This is a genomic window from Microbacterium panaciterrae (genome assembly GCF_039541635.1).
Classification (GTDB): Bacteria; Actinomycetota; Actinomycetes; order Actinomycetales; family Microbacteriaceae; genus Microbacterium; species Microbacterium panaciterrae.
This window is the reverse complement of record NZ_BAABGP010000004.1, coordinates 152,826-173,667: the sequence shown is the minus strand read 5'-3', so window position 1 is coordinate 173,667 and position 20,842 is coordinate 152,826. Positions and strand designations below refer to the sequence as shown.

At 70.7% G+C, this 20,842-nt stretch carries 21 protein-coding genes; 5 read left to right on the top strand and 16 right to left on the bottom strand.

Annotation, left to right across the window (positions count from 1 at the left end; genetic code table 11):
• Window positions 1-771 carry an IclR family transcriptional regulator gene (locus ABD882_RS03185; protein ID WP_345184280.1) on the top strand — a complete coding sequence of 257 codons (771 nt, stop codon included), beginning with the start codon at window positions 1-3 and terminating at the stop codon, window positions 769-771.
• Window positions 772-987: 216 nt separating this feature from the next.
• On the opposite strand, the gene ABD882_RS03180 is transcribed toward ABD882_RS03185, so the two are convergent.
• Window positions 988-1,914, bottom strand: coding sequence for an endonuclease domain-containing protein (locus tag ABD882_RS03180; RefSeq protein WP_345184278.1), 927 nt, complete (start codon window positions 1,912-1,914; stop codon window positions 988-990).
• A gap of 278 nt (window positions 1,915-2,192) precedes the next feature.
• Complete coding sequence (gene aceE, locus ABD882_RS03175) at window positions 2,193-4,895, bottom strand: pyruvate dehydrogenase (acetyl-transferring), homodimeric type (RefSeq protein ID WP_345184276.1); 2,703 nt, start codon at window positions 4,893-4,895, stop codon at window positions 2,193-2,195.
• A gap of 69 nt (window positions 4,896-4,964) precedes the next feature.
• Between aceE and ABD882_RS03170 the strand changes: the two genes are divergently transcribed.
• The gene (locus ABD882_RS03170) at window positions 4,965-5,711 is read left to right on the top strand and encodes an SDR family oxidoreductase (RefSeq protein WP_345184274.1); all 747 of its coding nucleotides are present in this window, start codon (window positions 4,965-4,967) and stop codon (window positions 5,709-5,711) included.
• Between the two features lie 246 nt (window positions 5,712-5,957).
• Here ABD882_RS03170 and pucL read toward each other — a convergent pair whose 3' ends face one another.
• The 6 genes from pucL to coaBC all read right to left on the bottom strand — a co-directional run bounded on the left by pucL (window position 5,958) and on the right by coaBC (window position 10,608).
• Complete coding sequence (pucL, locus tag ABD882_RS03165) at window positions 5,958-6,851, bottom strand: factor-independent urate hydroxylase (protein ID WP_345184272.1); 894 nt, start codon at window positions 6,849-6,851, stop codon at window positions 5,958-5,960.
• A 12-nt stretch (window positions 6,852-6,863) separates the two neighbouring features.
• Window positions 6,864-7,205, bottom strand: coding sequence for a hydroxyisourate hydrolase (gene uraH / locus ABD882_RS03160; RefSeq protein WP_345184270.1), 342 nt, complete (start codon window positions 7,203-7,205; stop codon window positions 6,864-6,866).
• The gene (gene uraD / locus ABD882_RS03155; protein ID WP_345184268.1) at window positions 7,202-7,705 is read right to left on the bottom strand and encodes a 2-oxo-4-hydroxy-4-carboxy-5-ureidoimidazoline decarboxylase; all 504 of its coding nucleotides are present in this window, start codon (window positions 7,703-7,705) and stop codon (window positions 7,202-7,204) included. The genes uraH and uraD overlap by 4 nt, the downstream gene beginning before the upstream one ends.
• Window positions 7,706-7,929: 224 nt before the next feature.
• The gene (gene bcp / locus ABD882_RS03150; RefSeq protein WP_345184266.1) at window positions 7,930-8,397 is read right to left on the bottom strand and encodes a thioredoxin-dependent thiol peroxidase; all 468 of its coding nucleotides are present in this window, start codon (window positions 8,395-8,397) and stop codon (window positions 7,930-7,932) included.
• A gap of 31 nt (window positions 8,398-8,428) precedes the next feature.
• Window positions 8,429-9,304, bottom strand: coding sequence for an HpcH/HpaI aldolase/citrate lyase family protein (locus ABD882_RS03145; RefSeq protein WP_345184265.1), 876 nt, complete (start codon window positions 9,302-9,304; stop codon window positions 8,429-8,431).
• Window positions 9,305-9,390: 86 nt separating this feature from the next.
• Window positions 9,391-10,608: a bifunctional phosphopantothenoylcysteine decarboxylase/phosphopantothenate--cysteine ligase CoaBC gene (gene coaBC, locus ABD882_RS03140; protein WP_345184263.1), complete on the bottom strand. Its 1,218-nt coding sequence runs from the start codon at window positions 10,606-10,608 to the stop codon at window positions 9,391-9,393.
• Window positions 10,609-10,825: 217 nt separating this feature from the next.
• On the opposite strand from coaBC, the gene ABD882_RS03135 reads away from it, so the two are divergent.
• Together ABD882_RS03135 and ABD882_RS03130 are read left to right on the top strand one after the other, a co-directional pair.
• Entirely contained in the window at window positions 10,826-11,512 is a 687-nt protein-coding gene (locus tag ABD882_RS03135) for an NRDE family protein (protein WP_345184261.1), read from the top strand.
• A 5-nt stretch (window positions 11,513-11,517) separates the two neighbouring features.
• Entirely contained in the window at window positions 11,518-12,216 is a 699-nt protein-coding gene (locus ABD882_RS03130) for a lipoate--protein ligase family protein (protein WP_345184259.1), read from the top strand.
• Between the two features lie 111 nt (window positions 12,217-12,327).
• Here ABD882_RS03130 and ABD882_RS03125 read toward each other — a convergent pair whose 3' ends face one another.
• The 3 genes from ABD882_RS03125 to ABD882_RS03115 form a co-directional block, all read right to left on the bottom strand.
• Complete coding sequence (locus ABD882_RS03125; RefSeq protein WP_345184257.1) at window positions 12,328-13,548, bottom strand: glycosyltransferase family 4 protein; 1,221 nt, start codon at window positions 13,546-13,548, stop codon at window positions 12,328-12,330.
• A 5-nt stretch (window positions 13,549-13,553) separates the two neighbouring features.
• Window positions 13,554-14,777 carry a glycosyltransferase gene (locus ABD882_RS03120; RefSeq protein WP_345184253.1) on the bottom strand — a complete coding sequence of 408 codons (1,224 nt, stop codon included), beginning with the start codon at window positions 14,775-14,777 and terminating at the stop codon, window positions 13,554-13,556.
• A gap of 190 nt (window positions 14,778-14,967) precedes the next feature.
• A complete protein-coding gene (locus tag ABD882_RS03115) occupies window positions 14,968-17,415 on the bottom strand; it encodes a polysaccharide lyase 8 family protein (RefSeq protein WP_345184251.1) in 2,448 nt (815 codons plus the stop codon).
• A gap of 154 nt (window positions 17,416-17,569) precedes the next feature.
• On the opposite strand from ABD882_RS03115, the gene ABD882_RS03110 reads away from it, so the two are divergent.
• Entirely contained in the window at window positions 17,570-18,190 is a 621-nt protein-coding gene (locus ABD882_RS03110) for a hypothetical protein (RefSeq protein WP_345184249.1), read from the top strand.
• Window positions 18,191-18,202: 12 nt separating this feature from the next.
• Here the strand turns inward: ABD882_RS03110 and ABD882_RS03105 are convergent, their stop codons facing one another.
• From ABD882_RS03105 to sigK, 5 genes are all read right to left on the bottom strand, one after another.
• On the bottom strand, window positions 18,203-18,577 hold the full coding sequence (locus tag ABD882_RS03105) for a type II toxin-antitoxin system VapC family toxin (protein WP_345184247.1): 375 nt from the start codon (window positions 18,575-18,577) through the stop codon (window positions 18,203-18,205).
• The gene (locus ABD882_RS03100; protein ID WP_345184244.1) at window positions 18,574-18,771 is read right to left on the bottom strand and encodes a type II toxin-antitoxin system VapB family antitoxin; all 198 of its coding nucleotides are present in this window, start codon (window positions 18,769-18,771) and stop codon (window positions 18,574-18,576) included. Before ABD882_RS03100 ends, ABD882_RS03105 begins: the two co-directional genes overlap by 4 nt.
• A gap of 64 nt (window positions 18,772-18,835) precedes the next feature.
• Window positions 18,836-19,246, bottom strand: a complete 411-nt coding sequence (locus tag ABD882_RS03095; RefSeq protein WP_345184243.1) for an MmcQ/YjbR family DNA-binding protein — start codon at window positions 19,244-19,246, stop codon at window positions 18,836-18,838.
• 162 nt (window positions 19,247-19,408) lie between these two features.
• Complete coding sequence (locus tag ABD882_RS03090) at window positions 19,409-20,167, bottom strand: anti-sigma factor (RefSeq protein ID WP_345184240.1); 759 nt, start codon at window positions 20,165-20,167, stop codon at window positions 19,409-19,411.
• The gene (gene sigK, locus ABD882_RS03085) at window positions 20,164-20,751 is read right to left on the bottom strand and encodes an ECF RNA polymerase sigma factor SigK (RefSeq protein ID WP_345184238.1); all 588 of its coding nucleotides are present in this window, start codon (window positions 20,749-20,751) and stop codon (window positions 20,164-20,166) included. The genes ABD882_RS03090 and sigK overlap by 4 nt, the downstream gene beginning before the upstream one ends.
• Between the last annotated feature and the right edge of the window lie 91 nt (window positions 20,752-20,842).

The following is a 20,842-nucleotide window of genomic DNA, read 5'->3' as shown; positions in this document are numbered from 1 at the left end:
ATGGCAGAGAATCTGAAGACCACCAAGGCCGCAGGATCGGGCGTGCAGTCGGTCGAGCGCGTGTTCGAGCTGCTCGAACTCGTGACCGACGCCGGCGGCGAAGTGACCCTCAGCGAGCTCTCCGCGTCGACGGATCTCCCGCTTCCCACGATCCACCGGCTGCTGCGCACGCTCGTCACGCTCGGCTACGCCCGTCAGCTGCCGAACCGGCGCTACGCGCTCGGCCCGCGGCTGATCCGGATCGGCGAGGGTGCGTCCCGCCAGTTCGGCGCGCTCGCCCGCCCGCAGCTGAAGGGCCTGGTCGACGCCCTCGGCGAGAGCGCGAACATGGCCGTGCTCGACGGCGACATGGTCGTCTACGTCGCGCAGGTGCCATCGCAGCACTCGATGCGGATGTTCACCGAGGTCGGCCGTCGCGCGAACGTGCACGACACCGGTGTCGGGAAGGCGATCCTGGCCCAGCTCGACAACGACACCGTGCGCGGCATCGTGGGCCGCACCGGAATGTCCACCCCGACCTCCTTCAGCATCGGCAACGTCGACGACCTGCTCGCCGAACTCGACCGGATCCGCGAGCGCGGCTACTCGATCGACGAGCAGGAGCAGGAGATCGGCGTGCGCTGCTACGCCATGGCTGTGCCGAACGCGCCGACCCCGACCGCCGTGTCGGTGTCCGGCCCGATCGCCCGCGTCACCGAGGAGTTCGCCGAGCGCGCCGTGCCCCGCCTGCGCGAGGCGGCCACCGCCATCGCCGCCGACCTCGCGGCGTAGATCCCCCCGGACCCCGGACCCCGGCCCCCGGGGATGGAAAGCGCTGTTCCCGACCTCGTGCGAGCAGCGAAATGCATCTCCGAGCTCGACGGCCGACATCGCGGGGATGGAAAACGTCACCCTCGCGTCCATGGGAGAGGCGCTTTCCATCCCCGTGCCCGGAGCCCGGAGCCCGACCCCGAGCCTGACCCCGGGACAACCGCGGCTTCGGGACGGTCATCCCATCCGTGCGGCGATGGCCCGACGGATCCGATCCAGGAGCGCGTCGGCGCCTTCTGCAAGGTCGAGCTGGGTGATCCGGATCACCAGCCATCCGCGATCCTCGAGCTCGCGCTGTCGCTGGATGTCTCTCCGCCACTGCGCCGCGTCGGTGCGATGTCCGTCGCCCTCGTACTCGATGGCGATCTTCCACGCGGGGTAGGCCAGATCGACCCGCGCGATGAGCCGCCGCGCGTCGCGGACTTCATGCTGGACCACGGGCTCCAGAAGCCCCGCGCCGAGGATGAGCAGACGCGTCTCGGTCTCCTTCGGGGATTCGACGCGATCACGTGCCAGCGACAGCGCCTCCTGGATCTGCCGACGCCCCGGGAACCGCGCCCACTGGCGAAGACGCTCTTCGATCTCATCGCGGCGGATCAGCGGACGGTCCGGGAGCAGATTCGGATAGTTGTCTGCGGTGGTGAGCAGGGCGTCGATCAGCACCACGGCCTCGTCGACGCTCAACTCGTCTGCGCAGCTGAAGACCGCGGCGATCGGATCCACGACGGGGAGCGATCCGATCCGCCACGTCGTCGCGCGGCCCTCGAGCAGTCGGCGTCCGCGGATCCCTGCGGTCTTCGGCGGCGTCGCGTCGCGCGGCACAGCGACCTCGAGTGGCTCCTCGCTCGTCCAGCGCCGTGGATGCGGGAGGCCCCAGACGCGCACGGCCGTGCTCCCGACGAACCGCTGCCGCGGCTTCAGGCGTCGCGCGCCACACGCGACGAGCCCGGCGAACGTCGCGGGTGGCTCCGGCGAGCGGACACCGCGGAACGGCCGATGCAGATCACCCGCATCGGCCCGCCCGCGCTTGATCCCGGCCGCGGCTGCTTCGCGGAGCGTGAACACATCGCCCAATGTCGACGGGAGCGGAATCCTGTGGCGCATCCCCCGATGATCCCCGGGGACCGACATGCGCGGGGCCCCCACCGCGGGATCCGTGGAGTCCGCTACACAGCCGGCACCTGTGGAGGGGCAACGGGTCCGACTCAGGGATGGAAACCGCTGCTCCCCGACACGCGAGAGCGGCGAAATCCATCCCCGCGCCCGCCGCCGGCCGACTCAGGGATGGAAACCGTCGCCCCCGCGTCGACGGAAGCGGCGTTTTCCATCCCCGGCCCAAAAAGCCGCCGGCAAGACCGTCGCTCAACGACCGGCCCCACCCGCTACTCCGCGTCGGTGCCGCTCGTGCCGGCGTTGACGTCGAGCAGGCGGTAGCGCTCCGCGGCCTGACTCGGGATCGAGGGGTCGATCTCCCCCCGTGCCGCGAGCAGCTGCAGCGTGCGCACCACGACGCTCGGACCGTCGATCTTGAAGTACCGGCGGGCGGCGGCGCGGGTGTCGGAGAAGCCGAAGCCGTCGGCGCCCAGGCTCGCCCAGTCGTTCGGGACGAACTGACGGATCTGGTCGGGCAGATCCTTCGCGTAGTCGCTCACGGCGACGATCGGCCCCGTCGAGGAGGCGAGCTGCCGCCGCACGAACGGCACCCGCGCGCCGCGTCCGAGGAACTCATCCTCCTCCGCGGCGACCGCATCGCGGCGCAGCTCGGTCCACGAGGTGACCGACCAGACATCGGCCTGCACCCCCCAATCCGAGGCGAGCAGCCGCTGCGCCTCCTGCGCCCAGGTCACGCCGATGCCCGAGGCGAGCAGGTGCGCGCGCGGCGCCTCGACGGGCGCGATCCGGTGGATCCCGCCCAGGATCCCTGCCACGTCGACATCTTCGGGCTCCGCCGGCTGCACGATCGGCTCGTTGTAGACCATGAGGTTGTAGATGTGGTTGCGGTCGGTCGAGTCCGCGCCGTACATGCGCTCGATGCCGGCGCGCACGATGTGGCCGATCTCGTAGCCGAACGCCGGATCGTAGGTGACCACGGCCGCGTTCGTCGCCGCGAGCAGTGGCGAGTGCCCGTCGGCGTGCTGCAGGCCCTCGCCGGTCAGCGTGGTGCGCCCCGCGGTCGCCGAGATCAGGAAGCCGCGCGCCATCTGGTCGGCCGCCGCCCAGAGCGAATCGCCGGTGCGCTGGAATCCGAACATCGAGTAGAACACGTACACCGGGATCAGCGGGACGCCGTGCGTCGCATAGGCGGTGCCGGCGGCGGTGAACACGGCGATGGATCCCGCCTCGTTGATGCCGACATGCAGGATCTGCCCCGCGGTCGATTCCTTGTACGAGAGCACGATGTCGCGGTCCACGGCCAGATAGTTCTGCCCGTGCGGGTTGTAGATCTTCGCGGTCGGGAAGAATGCGTCCATGCCGAACGTGCGCGCCTCGTCGGGGATGATCGGGACGATGCGCTTCCCGAACGCGGGGTCGCGCATGAGGTCCTTGAGCACCCGCACGAACGCCATGGTCGTCGCGGCCTGCTGCTTGCCGGATCCGCGCGCCGCCACCTCGTAGGCCTTCGGGTCGGGCAGGGCGATCTCACCCGAGGCGTTCGGGCGACGCTCCGGGAGGTACCCGCCGAGGGCGCGGCGGCGCTCCTGCAGGTACCGGATCTCGGGGGCGTCGACGCCCGGGTGGTAATACGGCGGCTCGTACGGGTTCGCCTCGAGCTCGGCGTCGCTGATCGGCACGCGCAGGTGATCGCGGAAGTCCTTGAGGTCCTGCAGCGTGAGCTTCTTCATCTGGTGCGTCGCGTTGCGCGCCTCGAAGCGCGGGCCCAAGCCGTAGCCCTTCACGGTCTTGACCAGGATGACCGTGGGCTTGCCGTTGTGCTCCAACGACTTCGCGTACGCCGCGAACACCTTGTGGTAGTCGTGGCCACCGCGCTTGAGACCCCAGATCTGCTCGTCGGTGAGATGCTCGGCGAGCGCGAGCGCACGCGGATCCTGCCCGAAGAAGTGCTCCCGGATGAACGCGCCCGACTCGGCCTTGTACGTCTGGTAGTCGCCGTCGCGGGTGGTGTTCATCACGTTCAGCAGCGCGCCGGAGGTGTCGCGGGCGAGCAGGTCGTCCCATTCCCGTCCCCAGACGACCTTGATGACGTTCCAGCCCGCGCCGCGGAAGAACCCCTCGAGCTCCTGGATGATCTTGCCGTTGCCGCGCACCGGCCCGTCCAGGCGCTGCAGATTGCAGTTCACGACGAACGTGAGGTTGTCGAGGCCGTCGTTGGCGGCGAGCTGCAGCAGGCCGCGGCTCTCCGGCTCATCCATCTCGCCGTCGCCGAGGAACGCCCAGACATGCTGGTCGCTGGTGTCCTTGAGCCCGCGGCCCTGCAGGTAGCGGTTCGACTGGGCCTGGTAGATCGCGTTCATCGGGCCGATGCCCATCGACACGGTCGGGAACTCCCAGAACTCCGGCATGAGCCGCGGATGCGGGTAAGAGCTCAGGGCGTGCCCCTCGCGGGAGCGCTCCTGGCGGAAACCGTCGAGGTCCTCCGCGCTGAGGCGTCCCTCCATGAACGCGCGAGCGTACATGCCCGGCGAGGCGTGCCCCTGGAAGTAGACCTGGTCGCCGCCGCCGGGGTGATCCTTGCCGCGGAAGAAGTGGTTGAAGCCGACCTCGTACAGGGTCGCGGCACCCGCATAGGTGGAGATGTGCCCGCCGACGCCGATGCCGGGACGCTGCGCGCGGTGCACCAGGATCGCGGCGTTCCAGCGCATCCAGGCACGGTAGCGGCGCTCGAGGTCCTCATCGCCGGGGTAGACCGGCTCGTCGGACACCGGGATCGTGTTGACGTAGTCCGTGGTCGTGCTCGGCTCGGGGGCGTAACCGGCACGGGCCGCGAGCGATCGCACGATGTGCTCGCCGCGCTCGGCGCCGCGCCGGGCGACGAGCACATCGAGCGACTCGAGCCATTCGGCGGTCTCTTCGGGATCGTGATCCAGGGTGTCGGATCCGGCGGCGGAGCTGCTCTGTTCGTGCATCTTCGGCCTTTCTGTGAGATGTTATGGGGCTGCCGGTTCGGCAGCGGGACTGAGGCGTGAGGAGAGACGATGAGCGGACGCGTCGCGGTGGTGACCGGAGCGGGCTCCGGGATCGGGCGCGCCGTGGCGCGGGCGATGCTGGCCGCGGGCTACCGGGTGGCGCTGGCCGGGCGGCGCGAGGACGCGCTGCGCGAGACGGCGTCCGACCATGCCGACGCCCTCGTCGTGCCGACGGACGTGACCGTCGAGGCCGACGTGGACGCCCTGTTCGATCGGGTGCTCGGCGAATGGGGTCGGGTGGACGTGCTGTTCAACAACGCCGGCACGTTCGGTCCTACCGCCTCCGCCGCCGACATCACCGTCGCGGACTGGGAGCGGACGCTCTCCGTGAACGTCACCGGGGCGCTGCTGTGCGCACGCGGGGCCATGCGCACGATGCGGGAGCAGCACCCGCAGGGCGGCCGGATCATCAACAACGGATCCATCTCCGCCCAAGTGCCGCGCCCGCTGTCCGTCGCGTACGCGGTCAGCAAGCACGCGATCACCGGGCTGACGAAGTCGATCGACCTGGACGGCCGGCCGTACCGGATCTCGTGCGGGCAGATCGACATCGGCAACACCCGCACCGAGATCATGGACGAGCTCGGAGTCGGAGCCGGCGCGCTGCAGGCCGACGGCACCCGCCGCATCGAGCCCACCTTCGACGTCGAGGCCGCGGCCCGCACCGTGCTGCTCATGGCCGACCTGCCGCTCGAGGCCAACATCACCGCACTCACGATCGCGGCGAGCGGGATGCCCTTCGGCGGTCGGGGCTGATAGGACGCGGATGTTCCGCGGCACGGGACCTCCTCGTCCAGCGGGCGTGCCGGTCGGTCCGAGACACCCTGTAGTCATGTCTCTCGAATTGCGGAAGAACTATTTCAGTATGTGTAATTCTAGTGTGACCTTCGAAGGCGTTGTTGTCAAGGAAGCGACCGGGGATCGCCGGCTGTCGAGGGCAGAGAAGATGCGGGGCCCGGCGAACCGGACCCCGCATCTGTCTGACCTCTCGGCGAGACCGGCTCAGCAGAAGCCGGCGATGCCGCTCCACGACCAGTGGTCGGTGTCGGCGCCCTCGCGCAGGAACGCCGCCTCGATCAGGCCGTACGGGCGATCCGCGGCGAAGAACACCTCGTTGGGGTTCTCCAGGCCGAACGGCGACAGGTCCACGACGAAGTGGTGGCTGTTCGGGGTGGAGAAGCGGATCTCGTCGATCTCGGGGTGCGCCTCGAGCACGGCCTGCGCCATGTCGTAAAGCGTGTTCTGCAGGGCGTAGGAGTAGTTCTTCGTGAAGCTCGCGAGCAGCACGCGGCGCACATCGGCATAGACCTCGTTGAAGTCGATGTCGTTGCGGTTGTAGCGCCACTTCGCCGTGACCGACGTCGCCAGGATGCGGTCGGTGGTCTCCGGAAGCGTCGTGTACCTGTCCTTCGGGTAGCCGACGAAGCCGCTCTCGGTGGACTTCAGGACCTTGAGGTCCTGCAGTCCCGCGATGATCGTGGTGTCGTCGCCGTCGATCTGCACGACGGCGGTGCGGGTCTCCGTGCCGCCGGCCACGAAGGAGTGGTCGTGCGGGCCGCCCTCGGCCTCGATCCGCTGCCAGGTGTACTGCTCGGCCGCCCAACGCCCGCCGGTCACCCAGTCGAACTCGCCCGTGAAGTGCCGGCCGAGACGCAGCAGGTACTCTTCCGGGCTGCCGACACCGTCCTTCGCGAACGCGAAGACCGTGTTCTTCTGCGTGTCTGTCGCGACGACGTGCTCGTTGTTGCCGTCGAAGTGGGCGCTGTCGAAGTCGCCGCGCAGCTGCGAGGTGACGTTCAGGTCCTCGATCTCGTGGCGGTCGGTGTCGCGCGTGATGCGGACGACGCGCACCTCGGCCTTGCCGTACTGGTTCTTGCCCAGGATGATGTTGGTCATTCGGGATCCCTCTTAGCTTCCTCGGTAGGTGGAATACGCGAACGGACTGAGCAGCAGCGGCACGTGATAGTGCTCCTGCGCGGCGTCGACCAGGAAGGTCAGCACCACCTCCGGGAAGAAGGCGTCCGTGTCGATGCCGGCGAAGTAGGCCGCGGTGTCGAACCGGAGGCGGTAGGCACCGCTCTCCAGCCGCTCCGGGCCGAGCGCTTTCACCCGCCCGTCAGCATCGGTGAGGCCCGTACCGATCCCCGACCATCCGTCGCCGACTCGGGCCTCGAGTACGACGGCGACGCCGGGCGCGGGGCGCCCGATCGATGTGTCCAGGATGTGGGTGGTCACGTGGGAGACGCTCATGCGTGTGCTCCTTCAATCTCGATGGCCGCTTTCAGGCGGAGCGCTGCGATCTCGCGCAGCTGCTGGTCGACGACGGCGAGCTCCTGCTCGAGGGTGTGCCCGAGCCGCTCGTGCAGCAGGGCCAGGATCTCGTCGGCGCTGCGGCCGGCGGCGCGGACGAGGTAGACGCGGTCGAAGCGCTCCTCGTAGGCCCGGTTGCCGGCGGCGAGGGCGGCGGCCGCGACCTCGTCGACGCTCGGCTGCTCGCGGCGCGAGTGCGCGGCCTCGGCGCTGGTGCCGTCGACCTTCGCGCCGATCCGCGGGTGGTGCGCGAGCGCCGCGTCGAGCTCGGCCTCGGTCAGCGGCGCGGCGGCGGTGAGCGCGGCGGCGGAGAGCGCGGCGAGCGAGGCGTAGGGACGGCCGTCGAGGATCGCGTCGATCCAGCGGGGGATGTCCAGCGCGGGCTTCACGACGGACGCGGCAGCACCGCGACCTGCGGAGTTGAACTCCTCGAGCAACATCTTCGATCCTCAAGCCATGCTGGCATCCGGCGTGTAAGCGATACGGCGGATCCTACCGAAGGGATCCTCTTTCCGTATTCCGGAACTGTTATTTCAGCATGTGTAACCAGTCTGCGGAACGGATCCCCCGTTGTCAACCCCCACAAGCGAGTCGTCCCCGTCAGCGCACCCTGGGGGCTCCGCTGACGGGGACGACGCGAGGTGGCGGGGAGATCCGCCGGCGCTCAGACGCCGAGTTCGGCGCGCAGGCGGGCGACGTGGCCCGTGGCCTCGACGCCGTACTCCGCGCGCTGCACGACGCCGTCGCCGTCCAGCACGAAGGTGGAGCGGATGACGCCGTCGAAGGTGCGGTCGCCGACGGTCTTCTCGCCCCAGACGCCCCAGGCGCGTGCCGTGGCGGTGTCGGTGTCGGCGAGCAGCGGGAAGGTCAGCCCCTCCGCGTCGGAGAACGAGCGGATGTCGGCGACCTCGTCGGGCGAGATGCCGATCACCGCGTAGCCCGAGGCGGCCAGCGACGACAGGTTGTCGCGGAAGTCGCAGGCCTCGGTCGTGCACCCGGGCGTGGCCGCCTTCGGATAGAAGTACACCACGACGTTCTTGCCGCGGTAGTCGTCGAGGGTGGTGCGGACGCCGTCCGCATCCTCGAGCGCGAACTCGGGGGCGGTGTCTCCGGGGGCGAGGCGAGTGGTCATGATGTCTCCGTTTCGGATGGGAAGGGAAGTGTCAGCGCGGCGCGGGGAGCACGCCGAACGCCTCGGCGAGCTGCATGATCTTGCGCGCGCGGCCGAGGCGGGGCAGGTCGCTGCCGTCGCGCACGATGCGTCCGCGCGCATCGAAGTCCTCGAGGAACTCGTAGGCCCACTCGACGTCGGTGCGGGTGGGGCTGATGACCTCGTTCACGACGGGGGTCTGGTCGGCCTGCAGGCAGAGCTTGCCGGTCATGCCCATCGAGACCGTGATCGCGGACTGCTCCCGCAGGATCGGGTGACTGGATCCGACCGTCGGGCCGTCGATTGGACCCGGCAGGCCGCCCGCGCGGCTGGAGATCACCAGGCGCGCCCGCGGATAGGCCATGGCCTCGCGATCGGCGGACATGCCGGTGTCGCGGCGGAAGTCGCCGCTGCCGAAGGCGAGACGGAACGCCCCCTTGGCGCGGGCGATCTCGGTCGCGTTCTCGATGCCCACGGCGGACTCGACGAGCGCCACCACCGGCACCCTGGCGCCCAGGCGGTTGAACGTGTCCATGACCTGCCCGCCCCACTCGGTCTTCGCGAGCATCACGCCCTGCAGGCCGGGCGCATCGCGCAGCCCGTCGAGATCCGGGGACCAGTGCTCGCTCGTGGCGTCGTTGATGCGCACCCAGGCGCGGTGGGGCTCACCGTCCGGGCCGGCGCCGTGCAGCCAGCGCACGACGTCCTCGCGCGCGGAGTCCTTGTGGCTCGCGTCGACCGCATCCTCCACATCGAGCACCACGGCGTCGGCGTGCGAGCGCGCGGCCTCGTCGAACGTCTCCGGCCGCGTGGCCGCGACCAGCAGCCAGGAGCGCGCCAGCTCCGGCGCGATCTCGCGCGAGCCGGTGGTGGGCAGAGGAGCGTTCATTGTCTTCCATTCCGTGGAACTTGATTATTGCAATATGAAAAGTGTACTCCGCGCGGGTCGATGCCGTCCCGTCGGCGAGAGAGGGATCAGGGGCGCAGGCCCGCGACGGCGTCCCACACCGCGGCGGCGACGGCGCGCTTCGTACCGGAGACCGCGGCGAGCACCTCGCCGTCACGCCCGATCACCTCCACCGCGTTGTCGTGCTTCTCGAAGCCGTGCGCGGCGTCGGCCAGGTTCACCGCGAGCAGGTCGACGCCCTTGCGCTCGCGCTTGCGGCGGGCGCGCTCGCGCCGGCCCTCGACGGACGTCTCGGTCTCCGCCGCGAACCCGACCAGGACCTGCCCCTCCGGCGCGCGCCCCGCCGCACGGGCGGCGGCGAGCGCCGCCAGCACGTCCTCGTTCTCCACGAGCTCGATGCGCTCCAGGATCCCCTCCTCCTTGGTGAGCTTGTGCGCGGCGGCCTGCGCGGGCCGGTAGTCGGCGACGGCGGCGGCCATCACCACGACCTCGGCGGTGGCGGCGGACTCCTTCATCGCGGTGGCGAGCTCGGCGGCGGTCTCGACGGGACGGATCCGGATCCGCGGATGCCGCGCCTCCGCGCGCACCTCGCGGGAGACGTTGGCGACGACGAGGTCGACCTCGGCGCCACGCTCGGCGGCCTCGCGCGCGAGCGCCGCGCCCTGTCGCCCGCTGGAGCGGTTGCCGAGGTAGCGCACCGGATCGATCGGCTCGCGCGTGCCGCCGGCCGACACGGCGACGCGGATGCCGGCGAGGTCCTGGGGCGCGAGCAGACGCAGGGCCGCCTCGGCGATCGCCTCGGGTTCGCTCATCCGACCCGGGCCGCTGTCGCCGCCGGCGAGTTCGCCGTCGTCGGGGCCGATCAGATGCACGCGCCGCTCGGCGAGCGTGCGGATGTTCGCCTGGGTGGCCGGGTGCGCCCACATCTCCGCGTGCATGGCGGGGGCGATGAGCACCGGTGCGGTGGTGGCCAGCAGCGTGGTGCCGAGCAGGTTGTCGGCGATCCCCGCAGCCATCCGCGCGATCGTGTTCGCGGTGGCGGGCGCGACCACCACGAGATCCGCCCCCTGCCCGAGCGCGACGTGCCGCACGCGCGCCACGTCGTCGTGCACGCTCGTGGTGACCGGGTTGCGGCTGATCGCCTCCCAGGTCGGCGTCCCGACGAAGCGCAGCGCGTCGTCGGTGGGGACGACCGTGACGTCGTGTCCCGCCTTGATCAGGAGCCGCACCAGCTGCACCGACTTGTACGCCGCGATGCCGCCCGAGACCCCCACCACGATGTCCATCCCTCGATTCTGCCATTGGCAGCTCGACCGCAGCCCGCCCCGAGGCCGATGTGCAGGGACCCCGCGCCGTTCTGCAGGGCTGATGCCCGCGGTTGGCCCTGTTTCGGGCCCGAGACCGGCGCTGCGCGGTGGCGCGCCCTGCACAACGGCCGAGCCTCCCTGCACAACGGCGCGAACACGGACCCGCCACCATCCGGCGCGCTCCTAGACTGACCCTGTGTGCACGGTCGTGATCGAGGTGGGCGAGGCGGAGACACGGCTGCTCGCGGTCCGGGATGAGGATCCGCTGCGCGAGTGGGACGCGCTGGGCGAGTGGTGGCCGGATCGCCCGGGTGTCTCCGGGATCCGCGACCGTCGCGCGGGCGGGGCGTGGCTCGCAGCCGATCCGTCCTCACGGCGCCTGGCGGTGCTGCTCAACCGCGCCGACGTGCTCGACCTGCCCGAACAGAGCGTCGTCTCGCGCGGGTCGCTCGCGCTGGAGTCCGTGGCCGGGAGGCCGCCGTCCGCGCCGCTGCCCATGCACGGCTTCAATCTGCTGGAGGTGTCCCCCGGCCGCGCCCGCGTGCTCTCCTGGGACGGCGACGAGCTGCGCGAGCTGGATGTGCCGCCCGGCGTGCACATGATCGCGCACACCGATCTCGACGATCCCGGCACCGCACGTATCGCGCGCTGGCTGCCCGAGTTCCGCGCGCACCCGATGCAGGATGAGGACTGGCCGCAGTCCTGGATCCGGCTGCTCGCGACGACCGCGGAACTGGATCCGGCCGACGACCGCGCGATCATCCGCGACAACCGCCCGCACGGCTACCCGACGCAGTCGCTGCTCTACTGCACGGCCTCGGTCGGCGCGGAGGGCATCGACGTGCGCTACCACGGGCTCCCCTCACCCGCGCACTGGGCGTGACGAGAGTGACGATCCCGGCGGCTTCCTCCGATCGCCTCGTCCCGCTCCCCGGGGACGTGATCCGGCAGGCATCCCCCGGCGCGGACGACCTCGAGCGATCGGTCGCGCTGCTGCGTCAGGTCGCGTCCGGAGCGGGCCCTCAGCGGCTGCTTCGCCTGTACACGCCGGCGCCGACGCTCGCTCTGACCCGGCGGGAGAGCCTGATGCCGGGCTACGACGTCGCCGTGGCGACAGCGGAGCGCCTCGGGTTCACGCCCGCGACCCGCCCGACCGGCGGCCGCGCCGCCGCCTACGACGAGACCTGCCTCGTCTTCGACCTCGTCGAGCGCGAAGAGGCGCATGCCGACCCCACCGCCCTGTTCGCGCAGGCCGGCAGGACGATCGTCGACGCCCTGCGCGGGCTCGGCGTCGATGCGCGGCTGGGCGAGGTGCCGGGCGAGTACTGCCCCGGCGAGTACAGCATCAACGCCCGCGGCGCCGTGAAGCTCGTCGGCACCTCGCAGCGCGGTGTGCGCGGCGCGCGCCTGCTCAGCGGGATGGTCGCGTTCGGTCCCGTCGACCGTCTCGTCGCGGTGCTCACGGGAGCCAACGCCGCGCTGGGGCTGGAGTGGGATCCGCGGACGTTCGGATCCATGCGTACCGAGGCTCCGGCGGTCTCCCGCGGAGACGTCGAAGACGCGCTGGCGGCGGCGCTCATCGTCTGATTGACACGGGCAGCACGGCCCATGTCGATGCCCGCCGCGGGAACGGTCTACATCGCCTCGAGTCCCTCCAGGGCCCACGCGCCGCGCGGACGGACCCGCGTTCGCCCCGGCTCAGCCGGTGAGCGCCCGCTCGTAAACCTCGAGCATCGCCGCGGTGCGCGAGGACTGCCGGAAGTCGGCGGCGACCTGCGGATCCGGCTCGGGGGCACTCCCGGCCGCGATGTCGGCGGCGGCGATCCGCAGGGTCTCGGCGAGCGCCGCGATCCGGGTCTCGTCATCGGGCGCGGACGGCACCGCCCACAGCCCGCCGCGCAGCTCCGCGGCGATATCCGGGTCGCTCACGATCGTCGGCGTGCCGAGCGTGGCGGCCTCGAACGGCGTCATCCCCTGCGTCTCGAACCCGATCGAGGTCTGCACCACCGCGTCTGCGGCAGCGATCCTGGCCAGCACGTCAGCGTATCCGATCCGCCCGACGAAGTGGATGCCGGGCCGTCCCGCGCGCGCGGCGATGCGCTCGGCCGCGCGCTGCTCGGCCCCGCCGCCGACGATCTCCACGTCGGCGTCGACGTCGCTCGCCACGAGCGCCTCCAGGAACGGCAGCAGCCGCTTCTCCGGGCTCATCCGGCCCAGCCAGATGAAGCGCGGCCGGCCGGGCGGACGCGAGTCCGGGGCCGCCGCGAGCACCTCTGCGCGCACCTCGTCGTCGATGCCGTTCCAGATCACGTCGACGGATCCGAAGACGCCGTGCTCCTCGAGCCGGCGTGCGAAATGCCCCGACGGCGCGGTCACGGCGCGGGATTCCGCGGCGATGCCGGCCAGATATGCCCAGCCGTCGGCGCCGCGCGGCTGCTCCCCGACCTCGCGCAGCGCCGCACGCCGCCACAGGTTCAGCGCGCCGAGCACCGGGCGGTGCAACGGCGTGACCGCGGCGATCCCGACATCGACCCGATTGTGCATGGTGTGCACCGCGGGGATCCCGTGCCGGTGCGCGAAGCGGTGCCCGATGAAGGCGCCCCAGAAGTCGGCCTGCACATGCACCAGATCGACCGGCGGACGCCGGGTGAGCGCGCGGTCGAGGAAGCGGTCGGTGCGCCGGCCCGGCCAGGTCATCGAATATTCGCGATCGGCGGTGATCGGGATCGAGGGCAGGTCGAGGTAGCCGGGATCCGACGCGATCGAGTCAGCGGCATGGCCGCGATCCGAGTGCATCCGCGGCGCCACGATCGTGACCGTGTGCCCCGCCCGCTCCAGGTACTTGCGCTGCAGGCGCATCGAGACCTGCGCGCCGCCCAGCGATCCGGGGTGCTGATCGGCGAAGAAGACGATGTGCATCCGGGCTACTCGGGCAGGGGTTCGTCGCGGTACAGCGCCTCGAAGGTGTCGAGCGTGCGGTTGATGTCGTGCACGGCGACGCCGTCGAGCGAGGCGCGCTGCATCCGCTCGTATTCGGCAGGATCCGCCGTCAGCACGTCGGTGAGGCGCGCCGCGAGCTCGTTGACGTTGCCCGGCTCGAACAGGTAGCCGTTCTCGCCGTCGTGCACCAGGTGCGGCAGCGCCACGGCATCGGCGGCGACGATCGGCAGCGCCGAGGCCATCGCCTCCATCGTGGCGATGGACTGCAGCTCGGCGATCGACGCGATCACGAACAGCGACGCGCGGCTGAGGATCGCCCGAAGCTGCACGTCGGTCACCCGCCCGTGGAAGGTGACGCGATCCTGCAGCCCGAGCTCGTGCGAGAGGTTCTCCAGCTGCTTGCGCTGATCTCCGCCGCCGACGATGTCGAAGCTCACGTCGAGGGCGGGATCGAGCTTCGTCATCGCCCTGAGGATGACCTCGACCTGCTTCTCTGCCGTGAGCCGGCCCACGAACACGATGCGGTTGCGCTCGCGGGGCGCGATGACGGGCGTGTACTGGGTGCGGTCGATGCCGCAGCTGATCGGGATCACGTCCTCGACGTCGATGGTCCGTTCCAGGAAGTCGGCCGCACGCCGGGTCGGCGTCGTCACCGCCCGGGTGAGCGCGAGGGTGCGGCTCGCGTCGGCCCAGGCGAACTTCAGGACGATGTCGTCGATGAACTTCGGCATCGTGGTGTGATCGAGGATGTTCTCGGCCATCACGTGGTTCGTGGCGATCACCGGGATGCCGCGATCGTGGGCGATGCGGGCGAGGCCACGCCCGATGATGATGTGCGACTGGATGTGCACGACGTCGGGCTTCACCGCGTCGAGCACCTCGCGTGCGTAGTGCTTGGAGCGCCACGGCCACACGAACCGCAGCCAGTCGTGCGGGGCCCAGCGCACCGACGGCAGCCGGTGCAGCGTCATGGCCTCGCCCTCGATCACCTCGGTGCGCGGCTTCGCCCTGCGGTAGGCCTGGTTCGGGGCGACGACGTGCACGTCGTGCCCGCGCTGCACGAGCCCGGCGGCGAGCCGCTCGGTGAAGCGCGCGGCGCCGTTCACGTCGGGAGAGAAGGTGTCGGCGCCGATCACGATCGTGAGCGGGCGATGCGCAGGCGAGGTGCCAGAGATGTCCGAGGGGCGATGATCGCCGGGGGATGTCACGTGATTGCTGCCTTTTGCTGGGCCGCGACGCTCCGAGCGCCGCAATGGCCGCTCGAACGCCACGGTGGGGGCCTGGATCGGGCGCACGCCACTCTACCCGAGGCCCCTGGACATCCCGGGGAGGCGGATCCGGAGGCTCCCGTCCCTCCGTCTGTTCTCGGACGGAGGGACGGGGCTGTGGCGACGAGGATCAGACGCCGAGCACAGCCCTCTTGGCGTGCCCGTGCCCGTCGAGGTCGAACTCGAGCGTGAGCGGCGAGGTCGCGACGACCCGCACACCGTCGTCCGCCTCGACCACCGTCGACCCGGGGAACCCGGCGAGCACGACCTGGGCGGTCTTCTGGGTGCGGCTCGGGTCGGACAGCGCGACCGTCGTGCGCCCGGAGTCGGTCCGCACGGCGAGCGAGCACGGCCCGCTCACCGTCACGCCGCACGCCGGCGCCGCGTCGGTCGGCGTCGCCTGGAAGAAGTTCGCGAGCGTGAGCCCCTGGCCGGCGATGCGGATCACCTGAGCCTGCGCGTTGTTCGCGACGACCTCGACCGTGGGCGCGTCCGATTCGGTGAAGGTCACCGAATGCGCGACGTTCGGCAGCACCATGTATGCGTAGCCCCCGCCGGAGGGATCCGTCCCGTGATGGTGCGTGATCGTGACGTAGTCGCGACTCTTCACGTCGGTCGTGCCGCCCGTGTCGGATCCGGAGTTGATCGTGCGCCAGTCGCCGGAGCGTGGCACGACCTGCACGTCGATCGCACCGGAGACGTTCTCGCCCTGGAGGAAGACGTATCCGCCGTGCCCCATGATGTGCACGTTGCGGGCGACCGTGATGGCGCCGTCCGCGGCGGAGAGCGCCCGGTTGCGGTTGTCGGTGCGCACGTTCGGCACGGTTCCCGGCGCGAACGAGCGGTTGTCGACCGTGGTGAAGACATCGAAACCGGATGCGGACGAGATCGCCGCGCCCAGGCACACCACCTTGTCGTCGAGGAAGAACCACGACTTGCGCGCACCGAGGCTCTTGTCGAAGTTGAGGTGATCCATGCCCTGGATCCCCCAGCGGTCGTCGAGCGCGAGTCCGCCGCCGAACGCCTGGAACGCGCGCGGGATGCCGGTGCCGTCCGCGGCGCCGTTCGCCCGTGGGGCGGCGGTGACGGTGGTGCCCGGCAGCCGGTACGGGTCGACGGTGGGCCAGAAGTCGGCGCTGTACTGTGCCGGATCCGCCGGGTTGTAGAAGAAGGTCAGCCCGTCGCCCTGGTACCAGCCGACGTTGTTCTCGCGGTTTCCCCATTCGTAGCGGCCGATCCGCTTCGAGGAGAGGTTCACCACGGCGCTGAAGCCTGGCCTGTGGTGCACCAGACGGTCCTGGTCGCCGAACGCCTTCGTGACAACGGGAGCGGGGGCGGGCACCACCGAGTCGTCGCCGAGGATCGATGTCACCAGCAGCGACTTCGCCACGGTCTGCGTGGGCAGTCCGTACAGCTTCTCGTCGGTGCAGCGGGTGAGCCACCCCTTCACGAGTGACAGGTAGCGGCTGCGATACGGCTCACCCGCCCCCAGAGCGACCAGCAGGATCGCGGTGATCGCGGACGCGCCGTCGACGTAGTCCGGTTCGGCCTGGCGGGAGACGGCCCTGCCGCGCACTGCGTCCATCATCCGGCCGTTCCAGATGAACGGCGCGTAGGCGGCCTCGACCGCGTCCAGGATCACCGACTTCTTCGGATCCGTCACGTCCCAGGTGCTGCCGCCGAGCAGCCCGAGGATCTCGGCGATGCCACCCAGCGTGACCACGCCATAGGTGCCCACGTACGGCAGGTAGGTGTGCTGCACGAAGGATCCGTCGGCGTAGAAGCCGTCGCCGCTCGTGACGTAGCCGAACACGCTGTTCCGGCCGGCCCCGACCGTGTCGCTGAGCGCGTCGCGGGCCAGGGCGATCTCGTCGGGGCGCGCGTCGAGGATCCCGCGCAGCGCGCAGGAGAGGGCCTTGTCGGTGCGATTCGCACCGGTCTCGGCGAAGCTCGTGCCGCGGCCACGCCAGTTCGGATCGGGAGTGAAGTAACGCGCGGCGGCCATGAGCGCTGCGCGCAGATCGGCCGGAATGACGTCTTGCAGCAGGATGCCGATGTCGGCGGCCTTGCGCGGCACGCCGATCTCCCAGAACCACCAGTTGCCGACCGGGGACTTGCCCGCCTTGTAGACGTTGGCGCTGAGATACCCGAGCGCGTCGACGAGGTCGGCAGCGAGTGAGGCGTCACCGTACTGCGTGCAGCCGACCGTCGCGTGGGCGAGGGCGAGGTCGAAGATGCGGTTGAAGGTGACGCCCATGTTCCCGGACAGGACTGTGCCGCTGACTCCGGCGAGGGGCAGATCGCTCCAGATGCCGGGAGAGCCGGCCGGGCGCACCATCGCGTTCCAGGACGCCGCCGCGGTGGCGCTCATGGCGCTCAGCACGCCCGCGAGCTCGGGGACGGATACGGCGCTGCCGTCACCGGCGAGCATGATGCGGCGCCGCTCGACGAGCGCGGCGAGCGGGTCGTCGGTCGCGGTCGCGCGACTGCCGGGCAGGGTGCGAGCGCTCGCGGATCCACCGGCGACGGTGACGAGAGCACCCGCCCCCAGTAGTCCGAGCAGCGCGCGACGATTCATTTCAAGGGGGGACATCATCGGCCTCCGGGTCGATCGGGAAGGATTCGACACCCACGGTATACGCTTTCCCACGCAAATAGTAGAGCGGGTGTACATAATTCTCCGCCGGGTGCACGCACGGCTCGCGCCCACCTTCTGGCTCTACCATCGGAGCATGCGCCTGCTCGCCGACGCCGATCCCGCCCGCTGGATCGCCGTGACCGGATCCCTCGGCCTGCGCGGCCGCCGGCACCGCAAGGCGGCGATCCGGATGCTCCTCGGCCAGGCCGGCGCGGCGGTCGGAGCCCCTTCGACAGGCTCAGGGACCCGGCCGGGATCCGGCTTCGGCGCCTGGGCGCTCAGCCAGGCCGCGCCGTTCCTGATGCGCAAGGCCGACGGGCGGGTGCTGGTGTGGACCTGGAAGGCCGAGCCCGAGCTCATCGTGGCGATGGCGAGCGCGCAGGAGCTCACCCCGCAGGTGCGCACCGCGCGGGCGATGATGCCGATGGAGTACGACGACACCGAGGAGTTCCGCAACCCCTATCTGGGATCCGGCGAGAAGCTCGTGGTGCCGCTGCCGCAGCCGGGCGGCCCTGGCCAGGCGTCGCCGCCGCCGTTCGCGACCTACACGTGGGACACGGGCACGCACCTCATCACCCTGCAGGCGGTGTGCGCCGACCGGGAGCGGTTCGGCACGGTGATGTCGGCGGTCGACGAGATCGCGCGCACGCTGCGGACCGTGGACGAGGTCTCGCTCGGCGAGTCGGGGCCTGTGCTGAGGCTGCCGCCGGCCTGAGGCCGGGGGAGGTCAGTCCGTCGCGCCGAACAGGGGCGTGACGGTGTCGCGTGCCGCAACGATGAGGCGCTTGTCCCGGGTCCACAGCCGCGCCCCCGTTGTGACACGCACCGCGCCGAGCAGATGCACGTCCACCGCGCTCAGACCCCGTCCCCACAAAAGGTGGTGTTCGACGAGGGTCCCGATGTCGTCATGGCGCAGGGCCGGAAGCCGCTGAAGATTGCCGAGAAGACCCAGTACCGCGTCCCGCCGCGCGAGGGAGCCGAGGGCGAGTTCTTCGATCACGAGATCGTGGACGGCGGCATCATCGTTCTCGAGCAGGCCCACGAGAGCCGGATCGGATCGGTGCAGGTGGTCGATCCAGACCGACGTGTCGACAAGGATCATGCCGCGTGGTCACGCCGGCGGGGAGCCGCTGCGGCGGCGGGATCCGAACCGCCGAGAGCCGCGAGCCGTCGCCCTGCTTCCACCCGGATCAGGGATTCCAGACCGGATCGCAGCAACGCGGTGCGCTCGGTGATGCCCGTCAGCTCCGTCGCCCGCTCCACCAGCGCGTCGTCAAGGGTGACCGTCGTTCGCATGGTGTGCCTCATCTCAAATCGCACCAGATGATGCTATTTCTGATGCTACTCCGCAGGGACCCGTTCAGTCGAGCCCGCGCTCGTCCAGCCAGGTCCGGGCGACCGTCTTGGGCGCACGCAGCAGCCAGGCGTCGGTGATGACCTCGCCGAGATGGTCCGGCGAGATCACGTCGAGGCGCAGCAGGACGGCGGGGTAGCCCGCGAAGTGCGGGATGGTGAAGAACACATCCGGATCCGCCGCGATCAGCTCCTCGGCGAGGGCCGTCGTCTCCGTGCGAACAGCGAGTACCGGCCCCTCCGGCCAGCTGCGGCCGAGCTCGGCGAGCTGAGCCAGATCCGTCTTCCGCGGTCCGCGCATCCACGCGACCTGGCCGCCGTTGCAGCGCCAGGCCGGCTCCCCGGTGTGCCCGCCGATCCGCTCCTCGACGCCGGGGAGCGCGAGGGCGAGGGCACGGGCGTCGTCGATCATCGCCATGCATCCGATCCTCCCCTGCCCGCGCCTCTTCCTCAAGGGCGGTGTCGGATGCAGGGACCCGCGCCGGATGCAGGAGCCCAGCGCCGGATCCGTCCTGCATCCATCCCGCGATCGTGCATCCCCGTCCTGCCGGGAGCGGACGTCAGGTGTTCCCGTGCGAGGTCAGGCTGTCGGGATGATGATGATCGGCTCGCTCGTGGGCTTTCCGGTCGGAGATCCCCCCGCGGGCTCGACCGTCACCGCGATCGCGTCACCGGCGCGCATGACACCGTTCAGCTGCGCCGTCGTGGTGCCCTTCGCCGCCTCGAACAGTCCCGCCGACACCGGAGTGGCACCCCGGACGAACCACAGCTCGTAGGTCCGGGCCGCATCCAGCGGACCGAGTCCGTCCGCCACCAGCACCGCGGCGCCCATCGATGCGGACCAGTGCGCCGTCGCGCGGCCGCCCTCGGGCAGGGTCACAGTCTTCTCCGCCGCGTCCGGCGCATTCTCGATCCGATCGAGCGCGACCACGGCCGCCGGGCGGAGCAGCTGCGGAATGACGACGGATGCGCCCGCGCCGAGCCCGAGGATCAGCACGAGGCCCGCGGCGAGTCCGAACATCCACCGTCGCGGCCTGCGATTCGACCCCTTCCCGGGCGCGCCGCCGACCGAAGCGTCCTCCGTGGTCGCGGCACCGGCGATGTCCGGGTCCTGAGCCGTCGTCGCGATGCGGGCCAGGAGTGTGTCGCGGATCCCTGCGGGAGGCGTGACATCGGGCACGCTCTCGGCGAGGAGCGCGGCCGTGTCGGCGTCGTCGTCGACGATCCCCGTCCAGTCCGGGCGCTGTGCGAGAGCTGCGCGGAAGCGCTGCTCGTCCGCGGCAGACAGCGCGCCGAGGCTGTGCCCGGCCGCGAGTTCGGCGAATTCCGACTCGTTCATGCGTTCACCCCCCAATGCGCCCGCAGGCGCGTGAGTCCGTCTCTCATCCGGGTCTTCACCGTCCCCAGTGGCGATCCCGTGAGCGTGGCTATCTCGCTCTGCGAGTAGCCACCGTAGTACGCGAGCACCAGCGCCTCGCGTTGCGCGTTCGGAAGGGCGGACAGTGCGTCGACCACCCGGTCGGCTTCGATCGACAGTTCCGCCTGCTCGGCCACGCTGTCATGGGCGACGTCGAGGTCGCGCGCTCCGACGCGCGCGTCGCGATCGGCGCTGGACTGCGAGGCCCGCACCCGGTCCACCGCCCGCCGGTGCGCGATCGTCAGGATCCAGGTCCTCCCCCGCCCCCGGTCGGAGTCAAAGCGGGAGGCCGTCTGCCAGATCTCCAGGAACACCTCCTGAAGCACCTCCTCGCTCTGCGCGCGGTTCACCAGCACACGCAGCACGAGACCGAAGACGCGCGATGAGAGCATGTCGTAGAGCTCGGCGAACGCCCTCTGATCGCCTCCTGCGATGCGCTCGAGAAGGCCGGACGCGAGGTCGTCGCCGCCGTCCCGCTCGGAGTGCTCCCGGTCGTCAATCACCATGGCTTCCAGCATGCCTCACCTCCTCGCCCGGTTCCCGCAATGCGTCGCGGACGCGCGCTGTCGCGCACTCCCGAGATCGTCGCGGTTGTCG